A 23,385-nucleotide genomic window follows, 5' to 3' on the forward strand; every position below is an offset into this window, starting at 1 on the left:
TAGTGGGAGCGGCTTGAGCGGGATGGCTTTTGTGGCGAGGGAGCAATCTCCCTCGCCACAGGCGCGGTATGTGTCAGAAAATCTTCTTGAAGAACTTCTGCATATCCGCCCACGACTTCTCGTCAGCTTCCTTGTTGTAGGCGATGTCCGGCCCTCCATGTTCGCCATGGCTCAGGCGGTCGGCGTCGGGGTTGCTGAAGCCGTGCTTGGCGCCTTCCAGGCTGACAAACTTGTAGTCGGCGCCGGCCTTGTCCATCTCGCTCTTGAACGCGGTGACGTTGTCCTCGGTGACCATGCTGTCCAGCGCGCCGTGCTCCACCAGGATCCTGGCCTTGACGCTGCCGGGGGTGGCCGGCGTGTTGGTGACCAGCGCGCCGTGGAAACTCACCACGCCGGCCAGTGGAACGCCTTGGCGCGCCGCGTCCAGCACCACCTTGCCGCCGAAGCAGTAGCCGATGGCGGCGAGTTTGTCCGGGTCGGTCTGCGGTTGTTTCTTCAACAGGTCGAGGCCGGCCTGGAAGCGCGCGCTGGCCGCCTTGCCATCCTTGAGCGCGGCCTGCATGAAGGCCAGGGCGTCCTTCGGATGCTCGGTGTTCTTGCCGTCGCCGTACATGTCGATGGCCAGGGCGCTGTAGCCCAGGCCGGCGAGGTCACGGGCGCGGCGCTTGGCATAGTCGTTCAGCCCCCACCATTCATGCACGACGACCACGCCGGGGCGCGGGCCTTTGACCGCGTCGTCATAGGCGTAGTAGCCGATCAGCTTCGTGCCGTCGGCACTGGTGTAGGGGATCTCCTGGGTCTGGATGGCGGCGTGGCTCGCGCCGCTCAAGGCCAGAAGTACAACAGCAAGCAACCTGCGCATGATCGATCTCCTTAAAAGTTTGTTGGAACAGACTAGCCGATTCATTCAGCCCAGGTTCAGAGAACGTTCAAGAGGGGTTCAGGGACCCCTGGATATCGTGGCTGCGACTTCACACAACCACCGCATCACAAGGAACCTGACCATGACTTCTATGAAAAAGCTGCTGCTGGCCTTCACCGTGCTGGGCGCCAGCGCCCTGGCCCATGCCGATGACAACTTCACTGGCCTGACCCTCGGCCAGACCAGCGACAAGGTCAAGAAATCCAGTGCCCTGGACAGCGCGCTGAACAACCCGAACGCCGACGGTATCATCGGCAAGGACACCACCTACGGCCTGCGCCTGGGTCGGCAGAATGACCAGGGCCGCTACTACGCCACCTACGACAACGTATCGGGCACCCACAACGGAATCAAGCTGCGCCAGGAGAACCTGCTGGGCAGCTACGATCTGTTCTATCCGGTGACCGCCAGCACCAAATTGTTCGGAGGTGGCACGGCAGGGCTGACCAAGTTGACCCAGGATTCCCCAGGCTTCAGCCGCGACAGCGATATCGGCTATGCCGTTGGCCTGCAAGGCGGCGTGCTGCAGCAGATTTCGCAAAACACCTCGGTGGAACTGGGTTACCGTTACCTGCGCAGCAATGCCAGCACCGAGATGAGCCCGCGCGATGGCGCCAAGGTGGGATCGCTGGACCTGACCAGCAGCGCCCAGACCTACCTGTCCGCCAACTATACGTTCTAGGCGGCAAGGCAATGATGGAATGCAGCCGGATCGGCGCGTACGATCCGGCGCCTTTGGTTGGAAATTGGTTGTTTGATTCGCCTGGGAGAGGCCCATGAAACTATTGGTTGTCGAAGACGAAGCGTTGTTGCGCCACCATTTGCAAACCCGTCTCACCGACAGCGGCCATGTGGTCCAGGCCGTGGCCAATGCCGAGGAGGCCTTGTACCAGGTCGGCGAATTCAATCACGACCTGGCGGTGATCGACCTGGGCCTGCCGGGTATCAGCGGCCTGGAACTGATTCGCCGGTTGCGCTCGCAGGACAAGACCTTTCCGATCCTGATCCTGACCGCCCGCGGCAACTGGCAGGACAAGGTCGAAGGCCTGGCTGCCGGGGCCGATGACTACGTCGTGAAGCCGTTTCAGTTCGAAGAGCTCGAAGCCCGGCTGAATGCCCTGCTGCGTCGCTCCAGCGGTTTCACCCAATCGACCATCGTGGCCGGTCCATTGTTGCTCGACCTCAACCGCAAGCAGGCGTCCCTCGGTGACGAGCCGCTGGCCTTGACCGCCTACGAATACCGCATCCTCGAGTACCTGATGCGCCATCACCAGCAGGTGGTCGCCAAGGATCGCCTGATGGAGCAGCTTTATCCCGATGACGACGAGCGCGATCCCAATGTGATCGAAGTGCTGGTCGGGCGCCTGCGCCGCAAACTGGAAGCCCCGGCCGGGTTCAAGCCGATCGATACCGTGCGTGGCCTGGGTTACCTGTTCAACGAGCGCTGCCAGTGATTCGTTCGCTGCGATTGCGGTTGATGCTGGCCGCCATGACCCTGGCGGTGCTGTTCATGCTGGCGCTGCTGCCGGCGATGCAGGGCGCCTTCAGCCTGGCCTTGCAGGAATCCATCGAGCAGCGCCTGGCTTCGGACGTGACCACGCTGATCTCCGCCGCCCGGGTCGAAAACAATCGCCTGAAGATGCCGGTGCAATTGCCCGATGAGCGCTTCAACCTCGCCGATGCCCGCCTGCTGGGCTACATCTATGATCGCGAGGGGCGGCTGGTCTGGCGTTCGAAGGCGACCCAGGAAGAACACATCAACTACGCGCCGCGCTACGACGGGCTGGGCAACCAGTTTGCGCGCATCCGCGAGGACAACGGCCAGGAGTTTTTTGTCTACGACGTCGAGGTCAAGCTGCTCGGGGGCCAGAGCGCGGCGTTCAGTATCGTCACCCTGCAGCCGGTGCACGATTACGAAATGACGCTGCAAGGCCTGCGAGAAAACCTTTACCTGGGGTTCGGCGCCGCGCTGGCGGTGCTGCTGGCGCTGTTGTGGATCGGCCTGACCTGGGGCTTGCGGGCGTTGCGCCGTCTGAGCCAGGAGCTGGATGAGATCGAAACCGGCACCCGCGAAAGCCTCAGCACCGCGCATCCCCGCGAGCTGTTGCGCCTGACCGGCTCGCTCAACCGTCTGCTGCACAGCGAGCGTGAGCAGCGCAGCCGTTATCGGGACTCCCTCGATGACCTGGCGCACAGCCTCAAGACTCCGCTGGCAGTGCTGCAAGGCGTCAGCGAGGACATGGCCCGGCGTCCCGAGGACCGTGGGCAGGCCTGGGTGCTGCAAACCCAGATCGAGCGCATGAGTCAGCAGATCGGCTACCAATTGCAGCGCGCCAGCCTGCGCAAAAGCGGCCTGGTGCGCCATCAGGTGCCCTTGCGCCCGGTGTTGCAAAGCCTCTGTGACACCCTCGACAAGGTCTATCGCGACAAGCGCGTGCAGGTCGAATTCGACCTGCCGGAGGATTGCCAGGTGCCGATCGAGCAGGGCGCCTTGCTGGAGATGCTTGGCAACCTGCTGGAAAACGCCTATCGGCTGTGCCTGGGGCACGTGCGGGTGAGCGTGCACCAGACGCTCGGCGGGACGGAGTTGAGCATCGAGGACGACGGCCCGGGCGTGCCACCGGACCAGCGTGCGCGGATCCTGCAGCGGGGTGAACGGCTGGATCGCCAGCATCCGGGGCAGGGGATCGGCCTGGCGGTGGTAAAAGACATCATCGAGAGCTATGGCGCCCGGTTGACGCTGGGAGATTCAGAGCTGGGCGGGGCGGCGTTCCGGATTCATTTTTCGGTGGTTTGACTGGGATCCCTGGTGTTTGCACTGGCCCTGTGGCGAGGGAGCTTGCTCCCGCTCGAGTGCGCAGCGCTCGCAAGTTTTTAGGGCCGCTTCGCAGCCCAGCGGGAGCAAGCTCCCTCGCCACAGGAGCCAGTAGATACACAGAAGTTCGATGTCACCACTCAGTTCTCCTGCTCCCGATAAGCCCCCGGCGTCACCCCCGTCCACTTCTTGAACGCCCGATGAAACGCCGACGGTTCGGAGAACCCCAGCTGTTCGGCGATCTGCTGCAACGACAGGTCTGCGCGGCCCAAGTGGTAGATGGCGATATCCCGCCGCAACTGATCCTTGAGCTCCTGGAAGCTGGTGCCTTCCTCGCGCAGATGCCGGCGCAGGGTCTGCGAGCTGATATGCAGATGCGCCGCGACCGTGTCCAGGTCCGGCCAGCGCGCCGTGTCGCGGCTGAGCAGGCGCCGCAATTGGCTGGTGAGGCTGTGGCCATCGTCCGGGCGCGAGAGCAGGTCGGCGGGGGAGCGTTCGAGAAAGTGCTTGAGGGTTCGCTCGTCCTGGAGCAACGGCATTTCCAGGTAGCGGGCATGGAATAACAGGCTGCTGCTTCGCGCCTCGAAGACCAAGGGGCAGGGGAACAGCAAGTCGTACTCCGCGCCGTGGCTTGGCCTGGCATAGCTGAACGTCGCTTGTTCCAGGCCGATCCGCTGGCCGATCAGCCAACTGCCGAGGCGATGCCAGATGACCAGCAGGCTTTCGGCCAGGAAATGGTCGGGATCACACAGTGTCGACTCGTCCAGGCTCAGTCTTACCCGTTCGCCTTCAGCTTCGAGGGTCAGGCTCGGGGCGTCGGGGAACAGGCTGTAGAACAACAGGCCGCGCTGCAGCGCCTTGCCCAGCGTCCGACAGTGGATCAACGTGTGGCACATCATGGCGAACGTCCCGGGTTTACTCGGTGCCCGGCCAAATCCCAGGTATTCGTCCGCCAATGCGACCCACAATGCCTGCAACAGGCGGGCGAATTGCTCGGGGGCGATTCGCGCGCGCGGCTCGTCCAGCAGCTCCGGGCTGATCCCCAGTTGCTGCAGCAGGGGAACGTAGTCGAACCCCTGGCGACGCGCGCCACCCAGGGCGGCGCGGGCGAAGTGGCTGGCGATGGTGCGTTGGCGCATGGCACAAATCCGTCCGTTGAGCGGACGAATGGTAACAGGGCGTCGGGGCTCGACAAGGCGGATATCCGCCAAATCCAGGAACGTGACGCGGGAGGTTGGCGGAAAACCGCCAAGTTTGGGCGTGCGTTTAATTTCCAGGTAAGAAGCAAACGCCGTCTGCCCCGGCACTTGTAGGACGTTTCGTAAAAATGGCACGGGCCTTGCGATGCCATACACAGGTCTGCCGCGTGCAGCCGACAAAAAACAAATCCCTCCAGTGCAGGAGGGTTCGCAATTGAGGTGTCGTGGACAACAGGTGGATGTTGTCACACGGGACTCTTGAGGAAGGTTTGCCATGACGACTCGTCAGCCACTGTACAAATCCCTGTATTTCCAGGTGATCGTAGCCATTGCCATCGGCATTCTGCTCGGCCACTTCTACCCGCAGACCGGCGTTGCCCTCAAGCCGTTCGGTGACGGGTTCATCAAACTGATCAAGATGGTCATCGCACCGATCATTTTCTGTACCGTCGTCAGCGGCATCGGCGGCATGCAGAACATGAAATCGGTCGGCAAGACCGGCGGCTATGCACTGCTCTATTTCGAAATCGTTTCCACCATTGCCCTGCTGATCGGCCTGGTCGTGGTCAACGTCGTGCAGCCGGGCAACGGCATGCACATCGACGTGTCGACCCTGGACACCAGCAAGATCGCCGGCTTCATCAATGCCGGTAAAGACCAGAGCATCGTTGCCTTCATCCTCAACGTGATTCCGAACACCATCGTCGGCGCCTTCGCCAACGGCGACATCCTGCAAGTGCTGATGTTCTCGGTGCTCTTCGGTTTCGCCCTGCATCGCCTGGGTGCCTACGGCAAGCCGGTGCTGGACTTCATCGACCGCTTCGCTCACGTCATGTTCATCATCATCAACATGATCATGAAGCTCGCGCCGATCGGTGCGTTCGGTGCCATGGCCTTCACCATCGGTGCCTACGGTGTCGGTTCGCTGGTGCAACTGGGCCAGTTGATGATCTGCTTCTATATCACCTGCGTGGTGTTCGTGCTGGTGGTGCTTGGCGCCATCTGCCGCGCCCACGGCTTCAGCGTGATCAAGCTGATCCGCTACATCCGTGAAGAACTGCTGATCGTGCTGGGCACCTCCTCGTCGGAATCGGCCCTGCCACGCATGCTGATCAAGATGGAGCGCCTGGGTGCCAAGAAGTCCGTGGTGGGCCTGGTGATCCCGACTGGCTACTCGTTCAACCTCGACGGTACTTCGATCTACCTGACCATGGCTGCGGTGTTCATCGCTCAGGCCACCGACACCCCGATGGACATCACGCATCAGATCACCCTGTTGCTGGTGCTGCTGTTGTCTTCCAAAGGTGCTGCCGGCGTAACCGGTAGCGGCTTCATCGTGCTGGCGGCGACCCTGTCGGCCGTGGGCCACCTGCCGGTTGCCGGCCTGGCGTTGATCCTCGGCATCGACCGCTTCATGTCCGAAGCTCGTGCGCTGACCAACCTGGTCGGTAACGCCGTTGCTACCATCGTGGTTGCCAAGTGGGTCAAGGAACTGGACGAAGACCAGTTGCAGACCGAACTGGCTTCCGGTGGTCGCGGTATCTCCGACGTGCGTGAAGATGACGAGCAGATCGCTCAAGCGCAGATTGTCGCGGCTGAATCCGCTGCTCCAGGCGCTGTGAAGTAAGCTTCAGGCTGCAACGAAAAACCCGCTTCGGCGGGTTTTTTGTTGCGCCGCATTTTCCAGGTGAGGCGCTTTTGTGGCGAGGGAGCTTGCTCCCGCTGGACTGCGCAGCAGTCCCCTGCGTATGACCTGAAGCTATGCGGTGGCAGATAGATCCTGGGGCTGCTTCGCAACCCAGCGGGAGCAAGCTCCCTCGCCACAACAGCCCTCGCGCTGAGCGGATTTGTCAGCCCGAACGACACCCCCGGTAATTGCCCCATCGCCAGGCCCTGCCTAGTCTTGAACGCACCATTCAAGCGGAGATCGCCCATGCAAGGCCCACTGGCATCGCTCAAGGTTCTGGATTTTTCCACCCTGCTGCCCGGCCCGTTCGCCTCGTTGTTGCTGGCGGACATGGGCGCCGAGGTGCTGCGCATCGAGTCGCCGGAGCGTCCTGACCTGCTACGGATACTGCCGCCCCACGACCAGGACACCTCGGCCAGCCATGCCTACCTCAACCGCAACAAGCGCAGCCTGGCCCTGGACCTCAAGCAACCGGCGGCACTGGAGATCATCAAACGGTTGCTGGACGACCATGACATTCTGCTGGAGCAGTTCCGCCCCGGCGTGATGGAGCGGCTGGGCCTGGGTTACGAAGCCTTGAAGGCGATCAATCCCCGGCTGATCTACGTGTCGATCACCGGTTATGGCCAGACCGGCCCGTTCAAGGATCGCGCCGGCCATGACATCAACTACCTGGCCCTGGCCGGGCTGGCGAGCCACACCGGTCGGGCCGACAGCGGGCCGCTGCCGCTGGGCATCCAGGCGGCGGACATCGCCGGCGGTTCGCTGCACGGGGTGATCGGCCTGCTGGCGGCGGTCATTGCCCGCCAGCAGAGCGGGCAGGGCCAGCACCTGGACGTGAGCATGACCGACTGCGTCTTCAGCCTGAACGCACTGGCCGGCGCCGGTTACCTGGCCTGCGGTGTGAAACCGGGTTGGGAAAACCATGCGCTGAACGGTGGCAGTTTTTATGATTACTACCGCACGCGAGATGGTCGCTGGATGTCGGTGGGCAGCCTCGAGCCAGGGTTCATGCAGGCATTGTGCGCGGCCCTGGGGCGGCCGGAGCTCGCCGCCCAAGGCCTGGCGCCCGAGCAACAGCAGCGGCTCAAAGAACAATTGCGCTCCGAATTCGAGAAGCGCGATTTTGCTGACCTTTGCGCGCTATTCGCCGAGGTGGATGCCTGCGTCGAACCAGTGCTGGAGCTGGACGAAGCGCTTGAGCATCCGCAGTTGAAGGCCAGGCATCTGGTCACCCGGGTGCCCCGTGGCGACGGGTCGAGCCAGGCGCAGATGGCGTGCCCGTTGAAGTTTTCCGAAGGCTTGCCCGAGCCTCGGCATATAGGCGCGAGGCTGGGGGCGCATACGGAGCAGGTGTTGCGGGAGTTGGGGTTCAGTGATGAGCGGATTGCCCGGCTGCGGGATGACGGGGTGGTTGTGTAGTGCTCTCTCGGGCCCTTTCGCGAGCAGGCTCGCTCCCACAGGGGATTTGTGAACACTGCAGATCCCGTGTGGGAGCGAGCCTGCTCGCGAAGGGGCCAACCCATACACTACAAAAAACAGCTACTCGACCCGCGTCTCCCCGCTGAACACCAACGTATTGCGACAACTTCGGCACAAGTACCGCCGCCCCTGGCGGACCAGGCTGTGGCGCTGTGCGGTAAACGGGAAGTCGCTGCCGTCGCACGGGCACTTGTAGATGTAGCGGGTGGCGGTGCGGCGTTTTATCTCGTAGGTGTGGCAACGGTTGGGCGGCAGTTCGTAGACCCCGCGCATGATCAGTTGCCATTCCTCGCCATGGGCCTGGATGCGGTCGCCAAACAACTGATGGGCGATCAGGTGCGCGACTTCGTGGGCAACGGTCTGCTTGAGGAAGTCGTCGGCGTTTTCCCGGTACAGCTGGGGATTGAAACGCAGCAGGTTTTCATGAAGGTGCGCGACACCGGCCTTCTGGCCGCGCAACTTGAGGCTGACCACCGGGCGTTTGAAAGGACGTTTGAAAAAGGATTCGGCTTGTTGGTAACACTCTTCGACGCGGGTATTGAGTTGCTCGAGCATGCTTTACGGGTCTCCAGAAAGCCGAGTATGCCGCAAGCGCTGGCCGTTGCGAATCGCCCAGCTGCCCAGCGGTCGTTTCGCCGGCCCCAGGCACAGGAAGGCCGCCTTGCGGCGGCCTGTGTTGGCAGATCGTCTTTTTTCTCGGAGGGCTAGTGCAAGCCTTCAGTTGGTATAGACCGGACCCACGCCCAATCCCCAGACAATGACCGTGAACGCCATGATGGCGACCAGCACGACCAGGCCGACGGCCAGCACCGAGCTGGAAAACAGGAAGCCTTCGTCCTGCGGGATGTTCATGAACGTCGGCAAACCCACGTACAGCAGGTAGACCGTGTAGCAGATCGCCGCGGTGCCGACGATCATCCCCAGCCACATGTGCGGGTAGAGCGCTGCCAGCCCGCCAATGAACAACGGCGTCGCGGTGTAGGTGGCGAACGCGACACAACGGGCCAGGCTCGGGTTGGCGTCATAGGTGCGAGCCATCCAGTGGATGAACGCGCCCATCACCGCCACGCCGCCCAACATCGCGAGGTACGACATGATGGTCATCCACAGCGCGCTTTCCAGGGTGAGCATGACCGGTGGGCGATTGCCGATGACCCATCCCACCTGCGTGGTGCCGATGAACGCCGACACCGCCGGGATAGCCGCGAGGATCAGCGTGTGGGTGAGGTACATGTGGCTGATGCTTTCCTCCTGATCGCCACGGATTTCCTTCCATTCTTGATCAGGGTGGGTAAAGAGCCCCACGACATGATGGATCATAGTCAGTCACTCCTTTGTTATTGCCATCGCCCCCCAACGGAGCGCCTACGGGCCAAAGGGCCGGGTAAGTAAAGGTCTGTAAGTGTGTGCGACCTTATGCCGCAGTATAGAAAGGAGTGACCGCCAAGGGGATGGGCGGCTTAGAGCAAATCGCGCTGTAGGCCGTGGTGCTAATCGCCGATGGGTCTGTGACCCTTGCGTCTGGCTGACAGGGATTTACTTGTGGCGAGGGGATTTATCCCCGCTGGGCTGCGCAGCAGCCCCTTTTGTCAGGTCTGGCACAGTACGGTGTACAGGCGGATTAGGGGGCGCTTCGCACCCCAGCGGGGATAAATCCCCTCGCCACAATAGCGTCCGTCATCAGTCTTCGCCGACGGCGGATTTTTTGCGTAAAATGCCGGCCTTTCGTCACACCTCACGGATTTCGCGTCATGGGCACTCTCACGGTCAACCAGAACAAACTGCAAAAGCGCCTGCGCCGCCTGGCCGGTGAGGCCGTCGCCGATTTCAACATGATCGAGGATGGCGACAAGGTCATGGTCTGCCTGTCCGGCGGCAAGGACAGTTACACCTTGCTCGACGTGCTGATGCATTTGCAGAAGGTTGCGCCGATCAAGTTCGACATCGTTGCCGTGAACATGGACCAGAAGCAGCCGGGCTTTCCCGAGCACGTGCTGCCGGCCTACCTCGAATCGTTGGGCGTTGAATATCACATCGTCGAGAAAGACACCTATTCGGTGGTCAAGGAACTGATCCCCGAAGGCAAGACCACCTGTTCGCTGTGCTCGCGCCTGCGCCGTGGAACGCTCTATACCTTCGCTGACCAGATCGGCGCGACCAAGATGGCCCTGGGTCACCACCGCGACGATATCGTCGAGACCTTCTTCCTCAACATGTTCTACAACGGCTCGCTCAAGGCCATGCCGCCCAAGCTGCGCGCCGACGATGGGCGCAACGTGGTGATCCGTCCGCTGGCCTATTGCAGCGAGAAGGACATCCAGGCCTATTCGGATTTCAAGCAGTTCCCGATCATTCCCTGCAACCTGTGCGGTTCCCAGGAAAACCTGCAACGCCAGGTGGTCAAGGAGATGCTCCTGGAATGGGAGCGCAAGACCCCGGGCCGTACCGAGAGCATTTTCCGGGGCCTGCAAAACGTCATTCCGTCGCAACTGGCGGACCGCAACCTGTTCGACTTCGCCAACCTGCGCATCGACGAAAGCGCCACGCCGCGGTTCGTCAATGTGGTGAATCTCTGACGCTACCGATAGCTTGCATTCACGGCGCTTGCAAGCGCCGTTTTCATTTCAATCCCAGGAGAGGGCATGCGCGATTACAAGTGGCTGCACGAGTATTGTCTGAACCGCTTCGGTTCGGCGGCTGAATTGGAAGCCCACCTGCCTGTACCCAAGACCCCGGCGCAACTGCGCAAGATCAGCGATGATCGCTACCTCTCGACCATGGCGCTGCGGGTGTTTCGCGCCGGGCTCAAGCACAGCCTGGTCGATGCGAAATGGCCGGCGTTCGAAGAAGTGTTTTTCAGGTTCGACCCGGAAAAGGTCGTGCTGATGAGTGCCGAGCACCTGGAGCGACTGATGCAGGATGCACGGATCATCCGCCACCTGGGCAAGCTCAAGAGCGTGCCGCGCAACGCGCAGCTGGTGCTGGATGTGGCCCATGAAAAGGGCAGCTTCGGTGCGATGATCGCCGATTGGCCGGTGACCGATATCGTCGGCTTGTGGACCTACCTGAAAAAACACGGCCATCAGTTGGGCGGCCTGTCGGCGCCGCGTTTCCTGCGGATGATGGGCAAGGATACGTTCGTGCCCAGCTATGACGTCGTGGCGGCGCTCAATGCCCAGGACCTCATCGATAAAGTCCCGACCAGCCTGCGGGACCTGGCGACGGTGCAGAATGCGTTCAACCAGTGGCATGAACAGAGTGGCGGGCGGCCGCTGAGCCAGATCTCGATGATGCTGGCTTATACCGTGAATCATTGAAACCGAGTTGCGGCCATCGCGAGCAAGCTCGCTCCCACAGGGGATTTCTGAGCGCCGCAGATCCAGTGTGGGAGCGAGCTTGCTCGCGATGGCGGTCTATCAGGCGACGGAGATATCGCCCTCGCCAGCCAACCGCCGGTTCAACTGGAACCGCCAGCGCACATACAGCAATGCCGAGCAGAACAGCGCCACGCTCGCCGCCATCTCCAGCAGGCCGAATAATTGCCGGTTCGGATCGTAGGCCGCCAGCGCGCCCTTGACGAAATACAGGTTCACCACGAAGCACATCCACGAATGCCCGCGCGCGCTGCCGCTGAGCATGCCCGGCGCGAGTAGCAGCAGTGGCACCAGTTCGATCAGCAGAATCACCCAGGGACGCGCGCCGTGCAGATCGGCGATCAGCAGGTAATACCCGCTGAGCAGCCCCACCAGGCCGAAAAAGCACAGCAGGCTGAGGTTACGAGCGATGTGCACACGCGGCTCCAGCCACTCGATCGGCGGCAGGATCTTCGGCTTCTTAGCCACGGCCGTTCTCCAGCAACAAAGCGGTTTTTGCCAGGCGCAGGCCCAAGGCGCGGCACAGGGCGACTTCGTGTTCATTCAAGCCGCTTTTACCGTCGGCGCCGGCGTGGTGGCTCGGGCCGTAGGGTGTGCCGCCGCCCTGGGTGTCGATCAGGGCCGACTCGCTGTAGGGCAGGCCGGTGATCAGCATGCCGTGGTGCAGCAGTGGCAGCATCATCGACAACAACGTGGTTTCCTGGCCGCCATGCAGGCTCGCGGTGGAGGTGAACACCCCGGCCGGCTTGCCCACCAGGGCGCCGGTCAGCCAGAGGTTGCTGGTGCCGTCGAGGAAGTATTTGAGCGGCGCGGCCATGTTGCCGAAGCGGGTCGGACTGCCCAGGGCCAGGCCGGCGCAGTTCTTCAGATCATCGAGGCTGGCGTAGAGCGGGCCCTGTTCGGGAATATCCGGCGCCACCGCCTCGCACTCGGTGGAGATCGCCGGCACCGTGCGCAACCTGGCTTCAAGCCCGGCCTGCTCGACGCCGCGGGCGATCTGGCGGGCCATTTCGTTGGTAGAGCCACTGCGGCTGTAATACAGCACCAGGATATAGGGCGTGCTCACGGCAGGATCTCCAGGATTTTCTCCGGTGGGCGGCCGATCACCGCTTTGTCGCCGGCTTCGAGAATCGGCCGTTCCATCAGTTTCGGGTGGGCGGCGATGGCGGCGATCAACTGCGCCTGGCTCAGGCTTTCGTCAGCCAGGTCCAGGGTCTTGTATTCATCTTCGCCGGTGCGCAACAACCGGCGTGCATCGATGCCGAGCTTGCCCAGCAGCCGCTCCAGCTGCGCAGCGTCCAGCGGGGTTTCGAGGTAGCGGACCACGGTTGGCGCCAGGCCACGGGCTTGCAACAGTTCCAGCGCACCGCGGGATTTCGAGCAGCGCGGGTTGTGATAAAGCGTCAGATCAGTCATGAGCGGGTCGCATCTTGCGTAAGGTGGCGGCTATTCTACTGTGCTGCGAGGCCCCTAGCACCTGATGGGTCGCGCAGCTGTCCACATTCAGACAAGGATCGGCACATGGCAAGGCGATTGGCGGCGGCACTGACATTCTTCGGCTTTTTATTGCTCGGCGGCTGCGGCAACGATTACGGCGTGGACCAGAACGGTCAGCCGATTGCCGCGCAGCGGCTGGACAAACAATGGCTGGTGCTCAACTACTGGGCCGAGTGGTGCGCGCCGTGTCGCACTGAAATCCCCGAACTTAATGCCTTGGCCGAACAGCTCAAGGGACGCAACGTAGGTGTCTTCGGGGTCAACTTCGATCAGGTGCAAGGCGAAGAACTCAAGAGTGCCAGCGAGAAGCTGAGCATCCGCTTCACCGTACTGGCCCGGGATCCGGCCGAGTTCTTTGATGTCCCGCGCAGTGAAGGCCTACCGGTGACGTACATCATCGACACCCAGGGCAAGGTGCGTGAGCAACTGCTGGGAGAGCAGACGGCGGCGGCGGTAATGGCCAGGCTGGAGGCGTTGCAGGCGCTGAAATAGCACTCCATGGCGAGGCAGGCTTTTTGTGGCGAGGGAGCTTGCTCCCGCTGGACTGCGCAGCAGGCCCCTGCTTTCTATCTGACACAGCGCAGTGGCAGATCCATTTTGGGGCCGCTTCGCAGCCCAGCGGGAGCAAGCTCCCTCGCCACAGGGGGGGGTGACCAGGCCACAGGAGCCAACCTTTTCTCTGGTCCGGACCGGTGCATCGGTCAGCCCAGGTTCAACCCTCTTCCAACCACCACCGCAGCGGCTTGCCCTGGGCCGGCCAGAAACGGGTCTGGCCGATGGGCGACACGTCCCAGCGTTCGACCTTCTCCAGCGCCTGCAAGAAACGCGTCTCTTGCTCCATCAACGCCGGGGCGCAGAGTTTTCGGGTGCTGCCGATCTTGCCGAAACTCAAGCGGTCGCCTTCCAGGGTGTAGGGCGCAAACCAGTGGTTGCAGCCGGCATTGCCGTAGGCACGACCGTCATCGTCGAGGGTGATGGTCAGGTGGCTGTAATCCATCAACGGCCGCTCGCCGATCCATTCGAGGATGTAGCTGCGGTTGTGTTGCAGTTGCACCGGATCGGCGGCGCAGCCCATCAGGCCAGCGCCCATCAGCGTGGCCAGGACCAGATGTTTCATCAGGCGGCTTCCTGGCATTTCGGGCACCGGTGTTTCTCCCCGTCGGTCGTCCAGCCCAGCTCGGCAATGCGTGCGCTGGCGGCCGGTTTCTGGGCCTTGGTGCCGAGCTTGGCATCGACGGCGAACTCGAAGCTCAGTTCCTTGGCGCATTGGTCGCACTTGACCTGCCAGGTGTGGATCGCCAGTTCACCGAACACCGGACCGGTGGTCATGGCGGTCCATTGGCCGATCGGCTTGAGCAGATGGCGAACGGTGTCGACGGTCAGGCGCATGGAAAGGTCCTTGCTGCCCTTGAGGGTGACGAGCAATACATCGTTGGCCTGGATCGAGCCGCCATTGCCGGTGACCTGGTAACGGCCCGGCGCCAGGGCGCGGACCTCGGTCAAGGTGTGCTGCGGGTTCATCAGGGTGTAGCGAAAATCGTGTTCGGCCATGGGTCCTCCAGATAGGCGCGATATGCTAGCACGGGGGCTGGCTTGGGATGATCCAGATGGCGGGCCTGATGAAGGTCAAGCCGACGAAACTCCATCCCTGTGGGAGCGAGCTTGCTCGCGATGGCGGTGTGTCAGTCGACATCAAGGCAGGTTGATCCATTGCCATCGCGAGCAAGCTCGCTCCCACAAGTCTTGTTGCTGGGGTCAGCCATCCACCAGATTCTGCGGAGCGCCAGCCGCCCAGGCGGCGATGTTGTCGAGGGTGGTGGTGGCAATCGCGGCCAGTGCTTCGCGAGTCAGGAACGCCTGGTGTGCGGTCACCACGACATTGGGGAAGGTCAGCAGCCGCGCGAGCACATCGTCCTGCAACGGCAGGTCGGAGCGGTCCTCGAAGAACAATTCGGCCTCTTCCTCGTAGACATCCAGCCCCAGGTAACCCAGCTGGCCGCTTTTCAGGGCTTCGATCAGTGCCGGCGTATCCACCAGGCCGCCGCGTCCGGTGTTGATCAGCATGGCGCCGCGTTGCAGGGTTGCCAGGGAATGAGCATTGATCAGGTGTCGGCTCTGGTCGTTGAGCGGGCAGTGCAGGCTGATGATCTGCGCCTGCGCCAGCAGATCGGCCAAAGGCAGGTAGCGGGCCCCCAAGGCTTCGACCTGAGGGTTGGGGAACGGGTCGTAGGCCAGCAACTGGCAACCGAAACCGGCCATGATCCGGGCGAAGGTCGCGCCGATCTGTCCTGTGCCGACCACGCCCACGGTCTTGCCCACCAGGTCGAAGCCAGTCAACCCATTCAGGCTGAAATTGCCGTCCCGGGTGCGGTTGCAGGCGCGGTGCAGGCAGCGGTTCAAGGCCATGATCAATGCCACCGCATGTTCAGCCACCGCATGGGGCGAGTAGGTCGGCACCCGGGCGATGCTCAGCCCCAGACGCTTGGCGGCGGGCAGGTCGACATGGTTGAAGCCGGCCGAGCGCAGGGCAATCAGCCGGGTGCCGCCGGCCGCGAGTCGTTCCAGCACCGGCGCGCTCAGGTCGTCGTTGATGAAGGCGCACACCACCTCGCACCGTTCGGCCAGGGCCACGGTGTCCAGGCTCAGGCGTGCCGGCTGGAATTGCAATTCAAGGCCGGCGGGTACGGCGGCCTTGCTGAAACTGTCATGATCGTAGGTCTGGCTGCTGAACAGAATTGCACGCATGGCGGCCTCCTGGCGCTGGGATGAACCGAGCTTAACAGCCATTGTGCCGGTGACCATTGCGCTGGGTCAGGCGCTGATGCGCGCCTCGCTGGCCAGCCTGTGGATGGCACGGTCCAGGTCTTCCAGGGCCGCGGCAGCCCGCGGATCTTGCTGCTTGAGCAAGGTTTCGCTGCGCTGGCAGGCCGCGCGCAGTTGCGGTACGCCGCAATAGCGCGTGGCCCCGTGCAGGCGGTGGACCCGTTCGATCAGGGCGTTGTGGTCATTGGCCTCGCTGGCCTGGCGGATCGCTTCGCGGTCGGCTTCAAGGGAGGCGAGCAACATCGCCAGCATGTCCGCCGCCAGGTCGGCCTTGCCGGCGGCCAGGCGGAGGCCTTCCTCATGGTCGAGCACCAGCAGCTCGCTGCTGCCTTGGGCATCAGCACCCCGATCCGGGGTCTGGTTGCGCAGCGCCAGGCCGGTCCACTTGAGTACGACCTGAGCCAATTGCCGCTCGCTGATGGGCTTGGTCAGGTAGTCGTCCATGCCGCTTTGCAACAGGGCGCGCTTCTCGTTGGCCATGGCGTGGGCGGTGAGGGCGACGATCGGCAGTGGCGTGCAATGCCGCTCGCTTTCCCATTGGCGGATCGCTTCGGTGCTCTGGCGGCCATCCATGCCGGGCATTTGTACGTCCATCAGGACCAGGTCGAAGGTTTCCTTCTGCACGGCCTTGACCGCCGCGTAACCACTTTCCACCGCCAGCACCCGGGCGCCCATGTCTTCGAGTAGGGTCTGCACCAGCAGCAGGTTGGCCGGGTTGTCGTCCACGCACAACACTTTTGGCGCGCGGCTGGCCACCGGTTCATTGGGTTCGTTGCGGGTCGGGCGCGGGTTGACCAGGTCGGAAAGCGACCGGCGCAGCTTGCGGGTGCAGGCCGGCTTGGCCTGCAATTGACTGTGAGGGTTGGGCACCGAGAGATGGAACAGCGTCTGTTCGGTGGTGGGGCACAGCACCAGCACCTTGCAGCCCAGGTGTTCGAGGTCCCAGATGTGCTGGTTGAGACGCTCCGGCGGCATGTCGTTGCTGGTGATGCCGAGTACGGCCAGGTCAATCGCCTGGTCCGTCTGGTGGGCGACGGTGACGCCGTTGGTCAGGTTTTCCAGGGTATTGAACGGCGTTACCTGCAAACCGCAGTCCTCCAGCTGGTGCTGCAAGGCTTGGCGGGCCAGCTCGTGATTTTCCAGAACCGCCACGCGGCGCCCCAGCAGCGGCGGGCCGGGCAGGTCTTCGGCGTCGTCGCGGGTCTTGGGCAGGCGCAGGCTGATCCAGAACTCCGAGCCTTCGCCCGGCGTGCTGTCGACGCCGATCTCACCGCCCATCTGTTCCACCAGTCGCTTGGAAATCACCAGGCCCAGACCGGTCCCGCCGGGCTGCCGGGACAAGGAGTTGTCGGCCTGGCTGAAGGCCTGGAACAGCGCCCGCACGTCCTGGCTGGACAGGCCGATGCCGGTGTCCTGGATGCTGATGCGCAACTGCACGCTGTCTTCGTGCTCATCTTCGAGCATGGCGCGGGCGACGATGGTGCCTTCACGGGTGAACTTGATGGCGTTGCTCACCAGGTTGGTGAGGATCTGCTTGAGCCGCAGCGGGTCACCCACCAGCGACAACGGCGTGTCGCGGTAGACCAGGCTCACCAGCTCCAACTGTTTGGCGTGGGCGGCGGGGGCGAGGATGGTCAGGGTGTCCTGCAGCAGGTCCCGCAAATTGAAGGGGATGCTGTCGAGCACCAGCTTGCCGGCCTCGATCTTCGAGAAGTCGAGAATCTCGTTGATGATGCCGAGCAGGCTGTCGGCGGATTTTTCAATCGTGCCCAGATAGTCGAGCTGGCGCGGGGTCAGCTCGCTTTTCTGCAATAAATGGGTGAAACCGAGGATGCCGTTGAGCGGCGTGCGGATTTCATGGCTCATGTTCGCGAGGAATTCGGACTTGATCCGGCTCGCTTCGAGCGCTTCCTTGCGGGCCAGGTCCAGTTCGATGTTCTGGATCTCGATGGTTTCCAGGTTCTGGCGCACGTCTTCGGTGGCCTGGTCGATGCTGTGCTGCAATTCTTCCTGGGCATTCTGCAAGGTGCCGGCCATGCGATTGATACCCGACGCCAGCTCATCCAGCTCCTGGCTGCCCAACGGTGGCAGGCGGGTTTCCAGATGCCCGTCCTTGAGCTGCGCCACGGCCTGCTTGATCTGGCTCAGCGGTCGATTGATGGTGCGGCCCATGCGCAGGGCCAGCAGCGCGGTGCAACCCAGGCCGGCGGCGATCAGCAACAGGCTGGCGAACAGGCTGCGGTAACCGCGCAGCAACATGCCGCTGTGGGACAGCTCCAGCTCGACCCAGCCCAGCAGGCGATCGGCTTCTTCGGGAATCAGTTCGCCAGCCAGGTTGCGATGCTTGCCGAACACCGGCAGCAGATAGCGTGTGGCGTCGTTGCCGGTGCGTTGCAGCAGTTGGCTGCTGTTGCCCTCCGGCGCCCGGTTGAGCATGGTCGGGCCGGCATGGGCGAGCGGTGTGCGGTCGGGTGCGAGGAAGGTCACCGCGCGAACGTCGGCTTGCTCGAGGGACTGGGTGGCGACGCGTTCCAGCAGCTCGATGTCCTGGCGGCTCATGGCCGGAGCGACCAGCGGGGCCAGTTGTTCGGCGATCATTTCACCGCGTTGTAGCAACTGAGCGTGCAGGTCCGATTGCTGCATCCAGGTGAAATAACCGCCCAGGACCAGCGCCATCAAGGTGGTCGGCAGCAGGGTGAGCAGCAGCACACGGCCTTTGATTCCCAGTTTCTTGAGCACACTTGTCTCCTGCATCCAGCGGTCCGATTGAGCTTTGCGCGCATCCGGCGCGCAACATCTGCGCAGTGTAGCGATTTGCAGGCGAGCCTTCTTCGTAAAATTCATGTCCTCGCGCATCCCGACCGGTTGGCCATTTGCCGTGGCGATACACGGCGGTTGCCTGTCGGGAGCCGATCTTGAATAATCGTTCAACTGAGAATTGTTTGCAGATACTGATGAATCCCATCCCCGCTGTGCCGCCGCGCATCCTTGCCATCGAAGACGACCCCGTGCTGGGTGCTTATGTTCATGAGCATCTGGCCCGCAGCGGCTTCGAAGTAACCTGGTGCCAGAACGGCCAGGATGGCCTGGATATCGCCTGCCGGCAGGCTTTCGACGTGGTGTTGATGGACATCCTGCTGCCCGGGCTGGATGGCCTCGCGGTGCTGACCCGTTTGCGCAGGAGCCATTCGACCCCGGTGTTGCTGATGTCTGCCCTGGGCGCGGAAGCGGATCGCATCAGCGGCTTTCGCCTCGGCGCCGACGATTACCTGCCCAAACCGTTCAGCATGGCGGAGTTGCGTGTGCGCATCGAGGCCATCCTGCGCCGAGTGGCGCTGGATCGGCGCCCGGCTCAAATGACGACTCTGCCCCAGGCGCAGGACCTGGACTTTGATGAGCAGCGCAGTGATGTACAGGTCCAGGGCCAATGGGCAGGGCTGACGCGCAGCGAATACCGTTTGCTCGACGTCCTGCACCGCAGTGACAGTGAAGTCCTGAGCAAAGCCTTCCTCTATCAGCATGTGTTGCAGCGCGGCTATGCACCACATGATCGCAGCCTGGACATGCATGTCAGCCAGATCCGCCGCAAGCTCAAGTCTATCGGCTACACCGCGCGGGAGCTGCGCACGGTGTGGGGCAAGGGCTACGTGTTGAGTGCCGTCGATGAAGTGGTCTGATCTGCCTGGGCGGCACTCGTTGTTCTGGAAACTGGCATGCCTGCTGGTGGCGTTCTGTCTGCTGATGATCTGGCTGAGCTGGTCCTGGGGCCGTTATATGGAGGAGCGCAACCAGTTTCTCTCGGACCAGGCCCGCGGCACCCTCACGCGTTACGCCGCCGAGGCCGAGCACGCCTGGCGTTCCGGCCGACAGGCGGGGGTGGACCGCTGGTTGCAAGGCATGCAGCCGCGCGAGGCAAGCTGGGTGGGGGTGATCGGCCCCGACCTGCAATCGTTGAGCGGGCAGTCGTTGACCGAGAAAGAGGTCGAGCGGCTGACCTTCCTCCGTGGTCTGGATTGGCCGATCCACAAGAAGGGCCGACCGTGGCTGCGGGTGCCGTTCCCCGGCGACCCGTCCGTTGGCAGCCTGGTGATCGAACTGCCCGAGCGTTTCCTGCCGGGGCAGTACCAGTTGTTCTGGCGTGTGATGACCAACGGCGTGATCCCCGGACTGTTCACCCTGTTGCTCTGTGTCGGGCTGTATCGCCTGCTGGTGGTGCCGCTCAATCAACTGCGCGAACAGGCCAATGCCTGGCGGGCCGATCAGTTGGGCGTGCGCCTGTCCAGCCGCACCACCGAGCGTGCCGACGAACTGGGTGAGCTGGGTCGGGCGTTCGATCACATGTCCGAGCGGTTGCAATCGACCGTCGCGCTGCAACAGCAACTGCTCCGCGACCTGTCCCATGAGCTGCGCACACCGCTGAGTCGCCTGCAAGTCGCCAGCGACAGCGAGCAGGACCTGGACCAGTTGCGCGAGCGCGTCGCCCGGGAAGTCGAGGGCATGCAGCGACTGGTCGAGGACACCCTGCAACTGGCCTGGCTCGACACCGAACGCGCGCCATTGGCGGTCGAGACGATCCAGGTCCAGGCCTTGTGGGAAATGCTCACCGAAAACGCCTGTTACGAAAGCGGCTGGCCCAGCGCTCAACTGCAATGCGCGGTCGATGCCGATTGCTGGGTCCAGGGCAACCTCAACACCCTGGCGCAGGCTTTGGAAAACATCCTGCGCAACGCCATCCGGCACTCGCCGCCCGGCGGCGTGGTGCGGCTGGACGGTCGACGTGAGGGCGGTTTCTGGCTGCTGTGGCTTGAAGACGAAGGCGGTGGCGTGGCCGAGCAGGATCTTGAGCGTATCTTCGATCCGTTCACCCGTCTCGATGGCTCTCGCCCGGGAGACGGCGGTTTCGGGCTGGGGCTGAGCATCGCCCGTAATGCGCTGGCGCGCCAGGGTGGGCGGCTGTGGGCGCAGAACGGCAGGAAGGGCTTGCGGTTGAACCTGCGTCTGGTCGCCACTCAAGCAGCCACCGCCCCCGTGGCGAGGGAGCTTGCTCCCGCTGGGGCGCGCAGCGGCCCCCTGCAACCTGCCTGACACCACCAAACCCGAATTGGTGCGAGTTCGTCACCCAGCGGGAGCAAGCTCCCTCGCCACGTGAATGCGTTTGGGCTGGAGCTGCTTATTCCCATAAGCCATAACCACCACACTTTGCGTGATATGGCCTCGCCGGGTTTGCCGGTATGATAGGCGCCCCCGCAGCCCGGATTGCGAATACGCCATGACTTTGCAGTACCCAACCATCGCCGATTGCGTCGGCAACACTCCGCTGGTTCGCTTGCAGCGCCTGCCTGGCGCGACCAGCAATACGCTTTTGCTCAAGCTCGAAGGCAACAACCCGGCGGGTTCGGTCAAGGACCGGCCGGCGCTGTCGATGATCACCCGTGGCGAATTGCGCGGCCAGATCCGCCCGGGCGACACGCTGATCGAGGCGACCTCCGGGAACACCGGCATCGCCCTGGCGATGGCGGCGGCGATCAAGGGCTACAAGATGATCCTGATCATGCCCGACAACTCCAGCGCCGAGCGCAAGGCGGCGATGACGGCCTATGGCGCCGAGCTGATCCTGGTGACCCAGGAAGAGGGCATGGAAGGCGCCCGTGACCTGGCCGAGCGCATGCAGGCCGAGGGCCGGGGCAAGGTGCTGGATCAGTTCGCCAACGGCGACAATCCAGAAGCCCACTACACCACCACCGGCCCGGAGATCTGGCGCCAGACCGATGGCACGATCAGCCATTTCGTCAGCTCGATGGGCACCACCGGCACCATCATGGGTACTTCTCGCTACCTGAAAGAACAGAACCCGAACGTGCAGATCATCGGCCTGCAACCGATGGAAGGCTCGGCCATCCCCGGCATTCGCCGCTGGCCCGAGGAATATCTGCCGAAGATCTACCAGGCCGATCGCGTGGATCGCATCATCGACATGGCCCAGAGCGAAGCCGAAGACGTGACCCGTCGCCTGGCCCGTGAAGAAGGTATTTTCTGCGGCGTGTCTTCGGGCGGTGCCGTGGCGGGCATGCTGCGTTTGTCGAAGGAAGTGGAAAATGCAGTGATCGTCGCGATCATCTGCGACCGTGGCGACCGTTACCTGTCGACCGGCATCTTCGACGCGCCCAACTGATGGCCAAACAAGAAAGAGGCTTGCGCTTCCAGCCCAGCGGCGGAAGCCGGGCCCCGCAAGTGCCCACCGGCAAGAAGCAGCGCCTGACCATTGAACGCCTGGCCAACGATGGCCGGGGCATTGCGTTTGTCGACGGGCGGACCTGGTTTGTCATCGGCGCCCTGGCTGGTGAAGAGGTCGAGGCGCGGGTGCTCGGTGCCCACGGCAAAGTGGTCGAGGCCCGCACCGAACGGGTGTTTTCCTCCAGCGAACTGCGTCGTGCAGCGCCCTGCGTGCATGCCGGTCGCTGCGGCGGTTGCAGCGTCCAGCATTTGCCCCATGGCGAACAGCTTGCCCTGAAACAGCGCATGCTCGCCGAGCAACTGTCGCGGGTGGCCGGTGTCGAGCCGGATGAGTGGGCCGCGCCGTTGAGCGGGCCGGAGTTCGGCTACCGACGTCGCGCCCGGGTGGCGGTGCGTTGGGATCAGAAAGCAAAAAATCTTGAAGTGGGTTTCCGTGCCGTCGGCAGCCAGGACATCGTAGCCATCGGTGAATGTCCGGTGCTGGTACAGCCCTTGCAGCCGATCATGAGTCGCCTGCCGGAAATGCTCCGTCGCTTGGGCAAACCCCAGGCGCTCGGTCATGTCGAGTTGTTCGCCGGCTCGTCCCTGGCTTTATTGCTGCGGCATATGGCGCCGTTGTCGGAAGCCGACCTGACGATCCTCAAGGATTTCTGCGCGTTCCATGAAGCCCAGTTGTGGCTGCATGGCGAAGGCGAGCCGCAACCGGTCGATCCGGGCCAGGCCCTGGGTTATCGCCTGGGAAGCTGGGACCTGGAACTGGCTTACCGGCCGGGGGATTTCATTCAGGTGAACGCCGCCGTCAACGAGGCGATGGTCGCCCAGGCGCTGCAATGGCTGGCGCCTCGACCCGATGAGCGAGTGCTGGACCTGTTCTGTGGCCTGGGCAACTTTGCCTTGCCGCTGGCCAGGCAAGTGCGCGAGGTGGTGGCGGTGGAGGGCGTGCAGACCATGGTCGAGCGCGCGGCGGCGAACGCCCTCAGCAACAATTTGCATAACACTGCTTTTTTTCAGGCCGATTTATCCCAGCCTTTGGCGGGTGCCGAGTGGATCGGCGAAGGCTTTTCTGCGGTACTCTTGGACCCACCCCGTGATGGTGCTTTCGAGGTGGTGCGCAAGCTGGCCTCGCTGGGTGCCAGGCGGCTGGTTTATGTGTCGTGCAACCCGGCAACTTTGGCCCGGGACACGGTCGAATTGATCAAGCAGGGCTACCGGTTAAAACGTGCCGGGATTCTCGATATGTTTCCTCAGACGGCGCATGTCGAGGCCATGGCGTTATTTGAAGCGAGCCAGGATGGCTTGTCCGACTGACCCGTTCGTGCCGACCCGCCACAGCCCTGGGCGGAAACACGGGC

23 protein-coding genes are annotated in these 23,385 nt (G+C 63.1%); 12 read left to right on the forward strand and 11 right to left on the reverse strand.

Translation table 11 applies throughout. The annotated features are described in order from the left end of the window. Positions 1-73: 73 nt before the first annotated feature. The gene (locus J3P96_RS07380) at positions 74-862 is read right to left on the reverse strand and encodes a dienelactone hydrolase family protein (RefSeq protein WP_434656307.1); all 789 of its coding nucleotides are present in this window, start codon (positions 860-862) and stop codon (positions 74-76) included. Positions 863-1,004: 142 nt separating this feature from the next. Between J3P96_RS07380 and J3P96_RS07385 the strand changes: the two genes are divergently transcribed. The 3 genes from J3P96_RS07385 (at position 1,005) to J3P96_RS07395 (ending at position 3,719) form a co-directional block, all read left to right on the forward strand. After that, entirely contained in the window at positions 1,005-1,604 is a 600-nt protein-coding gene (locus J3P96_RS07385; protein ID WP_434656309.1) for a hypothetical protein, read from the forward strand. Positions 1,605-1,698: 94 nt separating this feature from the next. Next, a complete protein-coding gene (locus J3P96_RS07390) occupies positions 1,699-2,376 on the forward strand; it encodes a response regulator (RefSeq protein ID WP_434572398.1) in 678 nt (225 codons plus the stop codon). After that, positions 2,373-3,719 (forward strand): ATP-binding protein, encoded by a 1,347-nt coding sequence (locus J3P96_RS07395; RefSeq protein ID WP_434656311.1) that lies wholly within the window; start codon positions 2,373-2,375, stop codon positions 3,717-3,719. Before J3P96_RS07390 ends, J3P96_RS07395 begins: the two co-directional genes overlap by 4 nt. 158 nt (positions 3,720-3,877) lie before the next feature. On the opposite strand, the gene J3P96_RS07400 is transcribed toward J3P96_RS07395, so the two are convergent. Further along, complete coding sequence (locus tag J3P96_RS07400; RefSeq protein ID WP_434656312.1) at positions 3,878-4,876, reverse strand: AraC family transcriptional regulator; 999 nt, start codon at positions 4,874-4,876, stop codon at positions 3,878-3,880. A 334-nt stretch (positions 4,877-5,210) separates the two neighbouring features. Here J3P96_RS07400 and J3P96_RS07405 point away from each other — a divergent pair, with 334 nt between their 5' ends. After that, entirely contained in the window at positions 5,211-6,563 is a 1,353-nt protein-coding gene (locus J3P96_RS07405) for a dicarboxylate/amino acid:cation symporter (protein ID WP_305499392.1), read from the forward strand. Positions 6,564-6,869: 306 nt separating this feature from the next. Next, entirely contained in the window at positions 6,870-8,045 is a 1,176-nt protein-coding gene (locus tag J3P96_RS07410; RefSeq protein WP_434656314.1) for a CaiB/BaiF CoA transferase family protein, read from the forward strand. Positions 8,046-8,165: 120 nt separating this feature from the next. Here the strand turns inward: J3P96_RS07410 and J3P96_RS07415 are convergent, their stop codons facing one another. Both J3P96_RS07415 and J3P96_RS07420 read right to left on the reverse strand, forming a co-directional pair. Then, positions 8,166-8,660: a SprT family zinc-dependent metalloprotease gene (locus J3P96_RS07415; RefSeq protein WP_434656316.1), complete on the reverse strand. Its 495-nt coding sequence runs from the start codon at positions 8,658-8,660 to the stop codon at positions 8,166-8,168. Between the two features lie 162 nt (positions 8,661-8,822). Continuing rightward, positions 8,823-9,425, reverse strand: a complete 603-nt coding sequence (locus J3P96_RS07420) for a Yip1 family protein (protein ID WP_305499396.1) — start codon at positions 9,423-9,425, stop codon at positions 8,823-8,825. Between the two features lie 431 nt (positions 9,426-9,856). Between J3P96_RS07420 and ttcA the strand changes: the two genes are divergently transcribed. Further along, positions 9,857-10,681 (forward strand): tRNA 2-thiocytidine(32) synthetase TtcA, encoded by an 825-nt coding sequence (gene ttcA, locus J3P96_RS07425; RefSeq protein WP_434656317.1) that lies wholly within the window; start codon positions 9,857-9,859, stop codon positions 10,679-10,681. Positions 10,682-10,747: 66 nt separating this feature from the next. After that, a complete protein-coding gene (locus tag J3P96_RS07430) occupies positions 10,748-11,422 on the forward strand; it encodes a DNA-3-methyladenine glycosylase I (RefSeq protein ID WP_434656319.1) in 675 nt (224 codons plus the stop codon). Positions 11,423-11,521: 99 nt separating this feature from the next. On the opposite strand, the gene J3P96_RS07435 is transcribed toward J3P96_RS07430, so the two are convergent. The 3 genes from J3P96_RS07435 to arsC are packed head-to-tail and all read right to left on the reverse strand — an operon-like array spanning position 11,522 to position 12,895. After that, a complete protein-coding gene (locus tag J3P96_RS07435) occupies positions 11,522-11,947 on the reverse strand; it encodes a DUF2069 domain-containing protein (RefSeq protein ID WP_434656321.1) in 426 nt (141 codons plus the stop codon). Continuing rightward, positions 11,940-12,545 (reverse strand): NAD(P)H:quinone oxidoreductase, encoded by a 606-nt coding sequence (wrbA, locus tag J3P96_RS07440; RefSeq protein WP_434572410.1) that lies wholly within the window; start codon positions 12,543-12,545, stop codon positions 11,940-11,942. The genes J3P96_RS07435 and wrbA overlap by 8 nt, the downstream gene beginning before the upstream one ends. Next, positions 12,542-12,895 (reverse strand): arsenate reductase (glutaredoxin), encoded by a 354-nt coding sequence (gene arsC, locus J3P96_RS07445; RefSeq protein ID WP_434656322.1) that lies wholly within the window; start codon positions 12,893-12,895, stop codon positions 12,542-12,544. Before arsC ends, wrbA begins: the two co-directional genes overlap by 4 nt. Before the next feature lie 105 nt (positions 12,896-13,000). Between arsC and J3P96_RS07450 the strand changes: the two genes are divergently transcribed. Next, complete coding sequence (locus J3P96_RS07450; RefSeq protein ID WP_434656323.1) at positions 13,001-13,468, forward strand: TlpA family protein disulfide reductase; 468 nt, start codon at positions 13,001-13,003, stop codon at positions 13,466-13,468. Between the two features lie 220 nt (positions 13,469-13,688). Here J3P96_RS07450 and J3P96_RS07455 read toward each other — a convergent pair whose 3' ends face one another. From J3P96_RS07455 to J3P96_RS07470, 4 genes are all read right to left on the reverse strand, one after another. Continuing rightward, a complete protein-coding gene (locus J3P96_RS07455) occupies positions 13,689-14,093 on the reverse strand; it encodes an META domain-containing protein (RefSeq protein WP_434656324.1) in 405 nt (134 codons plus the stop codon). Next, entirely contained in the window at positions 14,093-14,527 is a 435-nt protein-coding gene (locus tag J3P96_RS07460; protein ID WP_434572413.1) for a hypothetical protein, read from the reverse strand. The genes J3P96_RS07455 and J3P96_RS07460 overlap by 1 nt, the downstream gene beginning before the upstream one ends. Positions 14,528-14,731: 204 nt before the next feature. Next, positions 14,732-15,721 (reverse strand): 2-hydroxyacid dehydrogenase, encoded by a 990-nt coding sequence (locus J3P96_RS07465; RefSeq protein ID WP_434656326.1) that lies wholly within the window; start codon positions 15,719-15,721, stop codon positions 14,732-14,734. Between the two features lie 66 nt (positions 15,722-15,787). Then, positions 15,788-18,538 (reverse strand): response regulator, encoded by a 2,751-nt coding sequence (locus J3P96_RS07470; protein WP_434629043.1) that lies wholly within the window; start codon positions 18,536-18,538, stop codon positions 15,788-15,790. A gap of 215 nt (positions 18,539-18,753) precedes the next feature. On the opposite strand from J3P96_RS07470, the gene J3P96_RS07475 reads away from it, so the two are divergent. The 4 genes from J3P96_RS07475 to rlmD all read left to right on the forward strand — a co-directional run bounded on the left by J3P96_RS07475 (position 18,754) and on the right by rlmD (position 23,341). Continuing rightward, the gene (locus tag J3P96_RS07475; protein ID WP_434656327.1) at positions 18,754-19,476 is read left to right on the forward strand and encodes a response regulator transcription factor; all 723 of its coding nucleotides are present in this window, start codon (positions 18,754-18,756) and stop codon (positions 19,474-19,476) included. Continuing rightward, positions 19,463-20,884, forward strand: a complete 1,422-nt coding sequence (locus J3P96_RS07480; RefSeq protein ID WP_434656329.1) for a histidine kinase sensor domain-containing protein — start codon at positions 19,463-19,465, stop codon at positions 20,882-20,884. The genes J3P96_RS07475 and J3P96_RS07480 overlap by 14 nt, the downstream gene beginning before the upstream one ends. A gap of 184 nt (positions 20,885-21,068) precedes the next feature. Continuing rightward, a complete protein-coding gene (gene cysM, locus J3P96_RS07485) occupies positions 21,069-21,971 on the forward strand; it encodes a cysteine synthase CysM (protein WP_305499413.1) in 903 nt (300 codons plus the stop codon). Further along, the gene (gene rlmD, locus J3P96_RS07490) at positions 21,971-23,341 is read left to right on the forward strand and encodes a 23S rRNA (uracil(1939)-C(5))-methyltransferase RlmD (protein WP_434656330.1); all 1,371 of its coding nucleotides are present in this window, start codon (positions 21,971-21,973) and stop codon (positions 23,339-23,341) included. Before cysM ends, rlmD begins: the two co-directional genes overlap by 1 nt. Positions 23,342-23,385: the final 44 nt, after the last annotated feature.

The sequence above is a fragment of the Pseudomonas sp. R3-56 genome (assembly GCF_051132075.1).
Classification (GTDB): Bacteria; Pseudomonadota; Gammaproteobacteria; order Pseudomonadales; family Pseudomonadaceae; genus Aquipseudomonas.

What these genes read in the sequence shown, in the direction of transcription:
- J3P96_RS07380 (WP_434656307.1), bottom strand. Translation starts at nt 862, where the DNA reads ATGCGCAGGTTGCTTGCTGTTGTACTTCTGGCCTTGAGCGGCGCGAGC.
- J3P96_RS07385 (WP_434656309.1), top strand. Translation starts at nt 1,005, where the DNA reads ATGACTTCTATGAAAAAGCTGCTGCTGGCCTTCACCGTGCTGGGCGCC.
- J3P96_RS07390 (WP_434572398.1), top strand. Translation starts at nt 1,699, where the DNA reads ATGAAACTATTGGTTGTCGAAGACGAAGCGTTGTTGCGCCACCATTTG.
- J3P96_RS07400 (WP_434656312.1), bottom strand. Translation starts at nt 4,876, where the DNA reads ATGCGCCAACGCACCATCGCCAGCCACTTCGCCCGCGCCGCCCTGGGT.
- J3P96_RS07405 (WP_305499392.1), top strand. Translation starts at nt 5,211, where the DNA reads ATGACGACTCGTCAGCCACTGTACAAATCCCTGTATTTCCAGGTGATC.
- J3P96_RS07410 (WP_434656314.1), top strand. Translation starts at nt 6,870, where the DNA reads ATGCAAGGCCCACTGGCATCGCTCAAGGTTCTGGATTTTTCCACCCTG.
- J3P96_RS07415 (WP_434656316.1), bottom strand. Translation starts at nt 8,660, where the DNA reads ATGCTCGAGCAACTCAATACCCGCGTCGAAGAGTGTTACCAACAAGCC.
- J3P96_RS07420 (WP_305499396.1), bottom strand. Translation starts at nt 9,425, where the DNA reads ATGATCCATCATGTCGTGGGGCTCTTTACCCACCCTGATCAAGAATGG.
- ttcA (WP_434656317.1), top strand. Translation starts at nt 9,857, where the DNA reads ATGGGCACTCTCACGGTCAACCAGAACAAACTGCAAAAGCGCCTGCGC.
- J3P96_RS07430 (WP_434656319.1), top strand. Translation starts at nt 10,748, where the DNA reads ATGCGCGATTACAAGTGGCTGCACGAGTATTGTCTGAACCGCTTCGGT.
- arsC (WP_434656322.1), bottom strand. Translation starts at nt 12,895, where the DNA reads ATGACTGATCTGACGCTTTATCACAACCCGCGCTGCTCGAAATCCCGC.
- J3P96_RS07450 (WP_434656323.1), top strand. Translation starts at nt 13,001, where the DNA reads ATGGCAAGGCGATTGGCGGCGGCACTGACATTCTTCGGCTTTTTATTG.
- J3P96_RS07455 (WP_434656324.1), bottom strand. Translation starts at nt 14,093, where the DNA reads ATGAAACATCTGGTCCTGGCCACGCTGATGGGCGCTGGCCTGATGGGC.
- J3P96_RS07460 (WP_434572413.1), bottom strand. Translation starts at nt 14,527, where the DNA reads ATGGCCGAACACGATTTTCGCTACACCCTGATGAACCCGCAGCACACC.
- J3P96_RS07465 (WP_434656326.1), bottom strand. Translation starts at nt 15,721, where the DNA reads ATGCGTGCAATTCTGTTCAGCAGCCAGACCTACGATCATGACAGTTTC.
- J3P96_RS07475 (WP_434656327.1), top strand. Translation starts at nt 18,754, where the DNA reads ATGAATCCCATCCCCGCTGTGCCGCCGCGCATCCTTGCCATCGAAGAC.
- J3P96_RS07480 (WP_434656329.1), top strand. Translation starts at nt 19,463, where the DNA reads ATGAAGTGGTCTGATCTGCCTGGGCGGCACTCGTTGTTCTGGAAACTG.
- cysM (WP_305499413.1), top strand. Translation starts at nt 21,069, where the DNA reads ATGACTTTGCAGTACCCAACCATCGCCGATTGCGTCGGCAACACTCCG.
- rlmD (WP_434656330.1), top strand. Translation starts at nt 21,971, where the DNA reads ATGGCCAAACAAGAAAGAGGCTTGCGCTTCCAGCCCAGCGGCGGAAGC.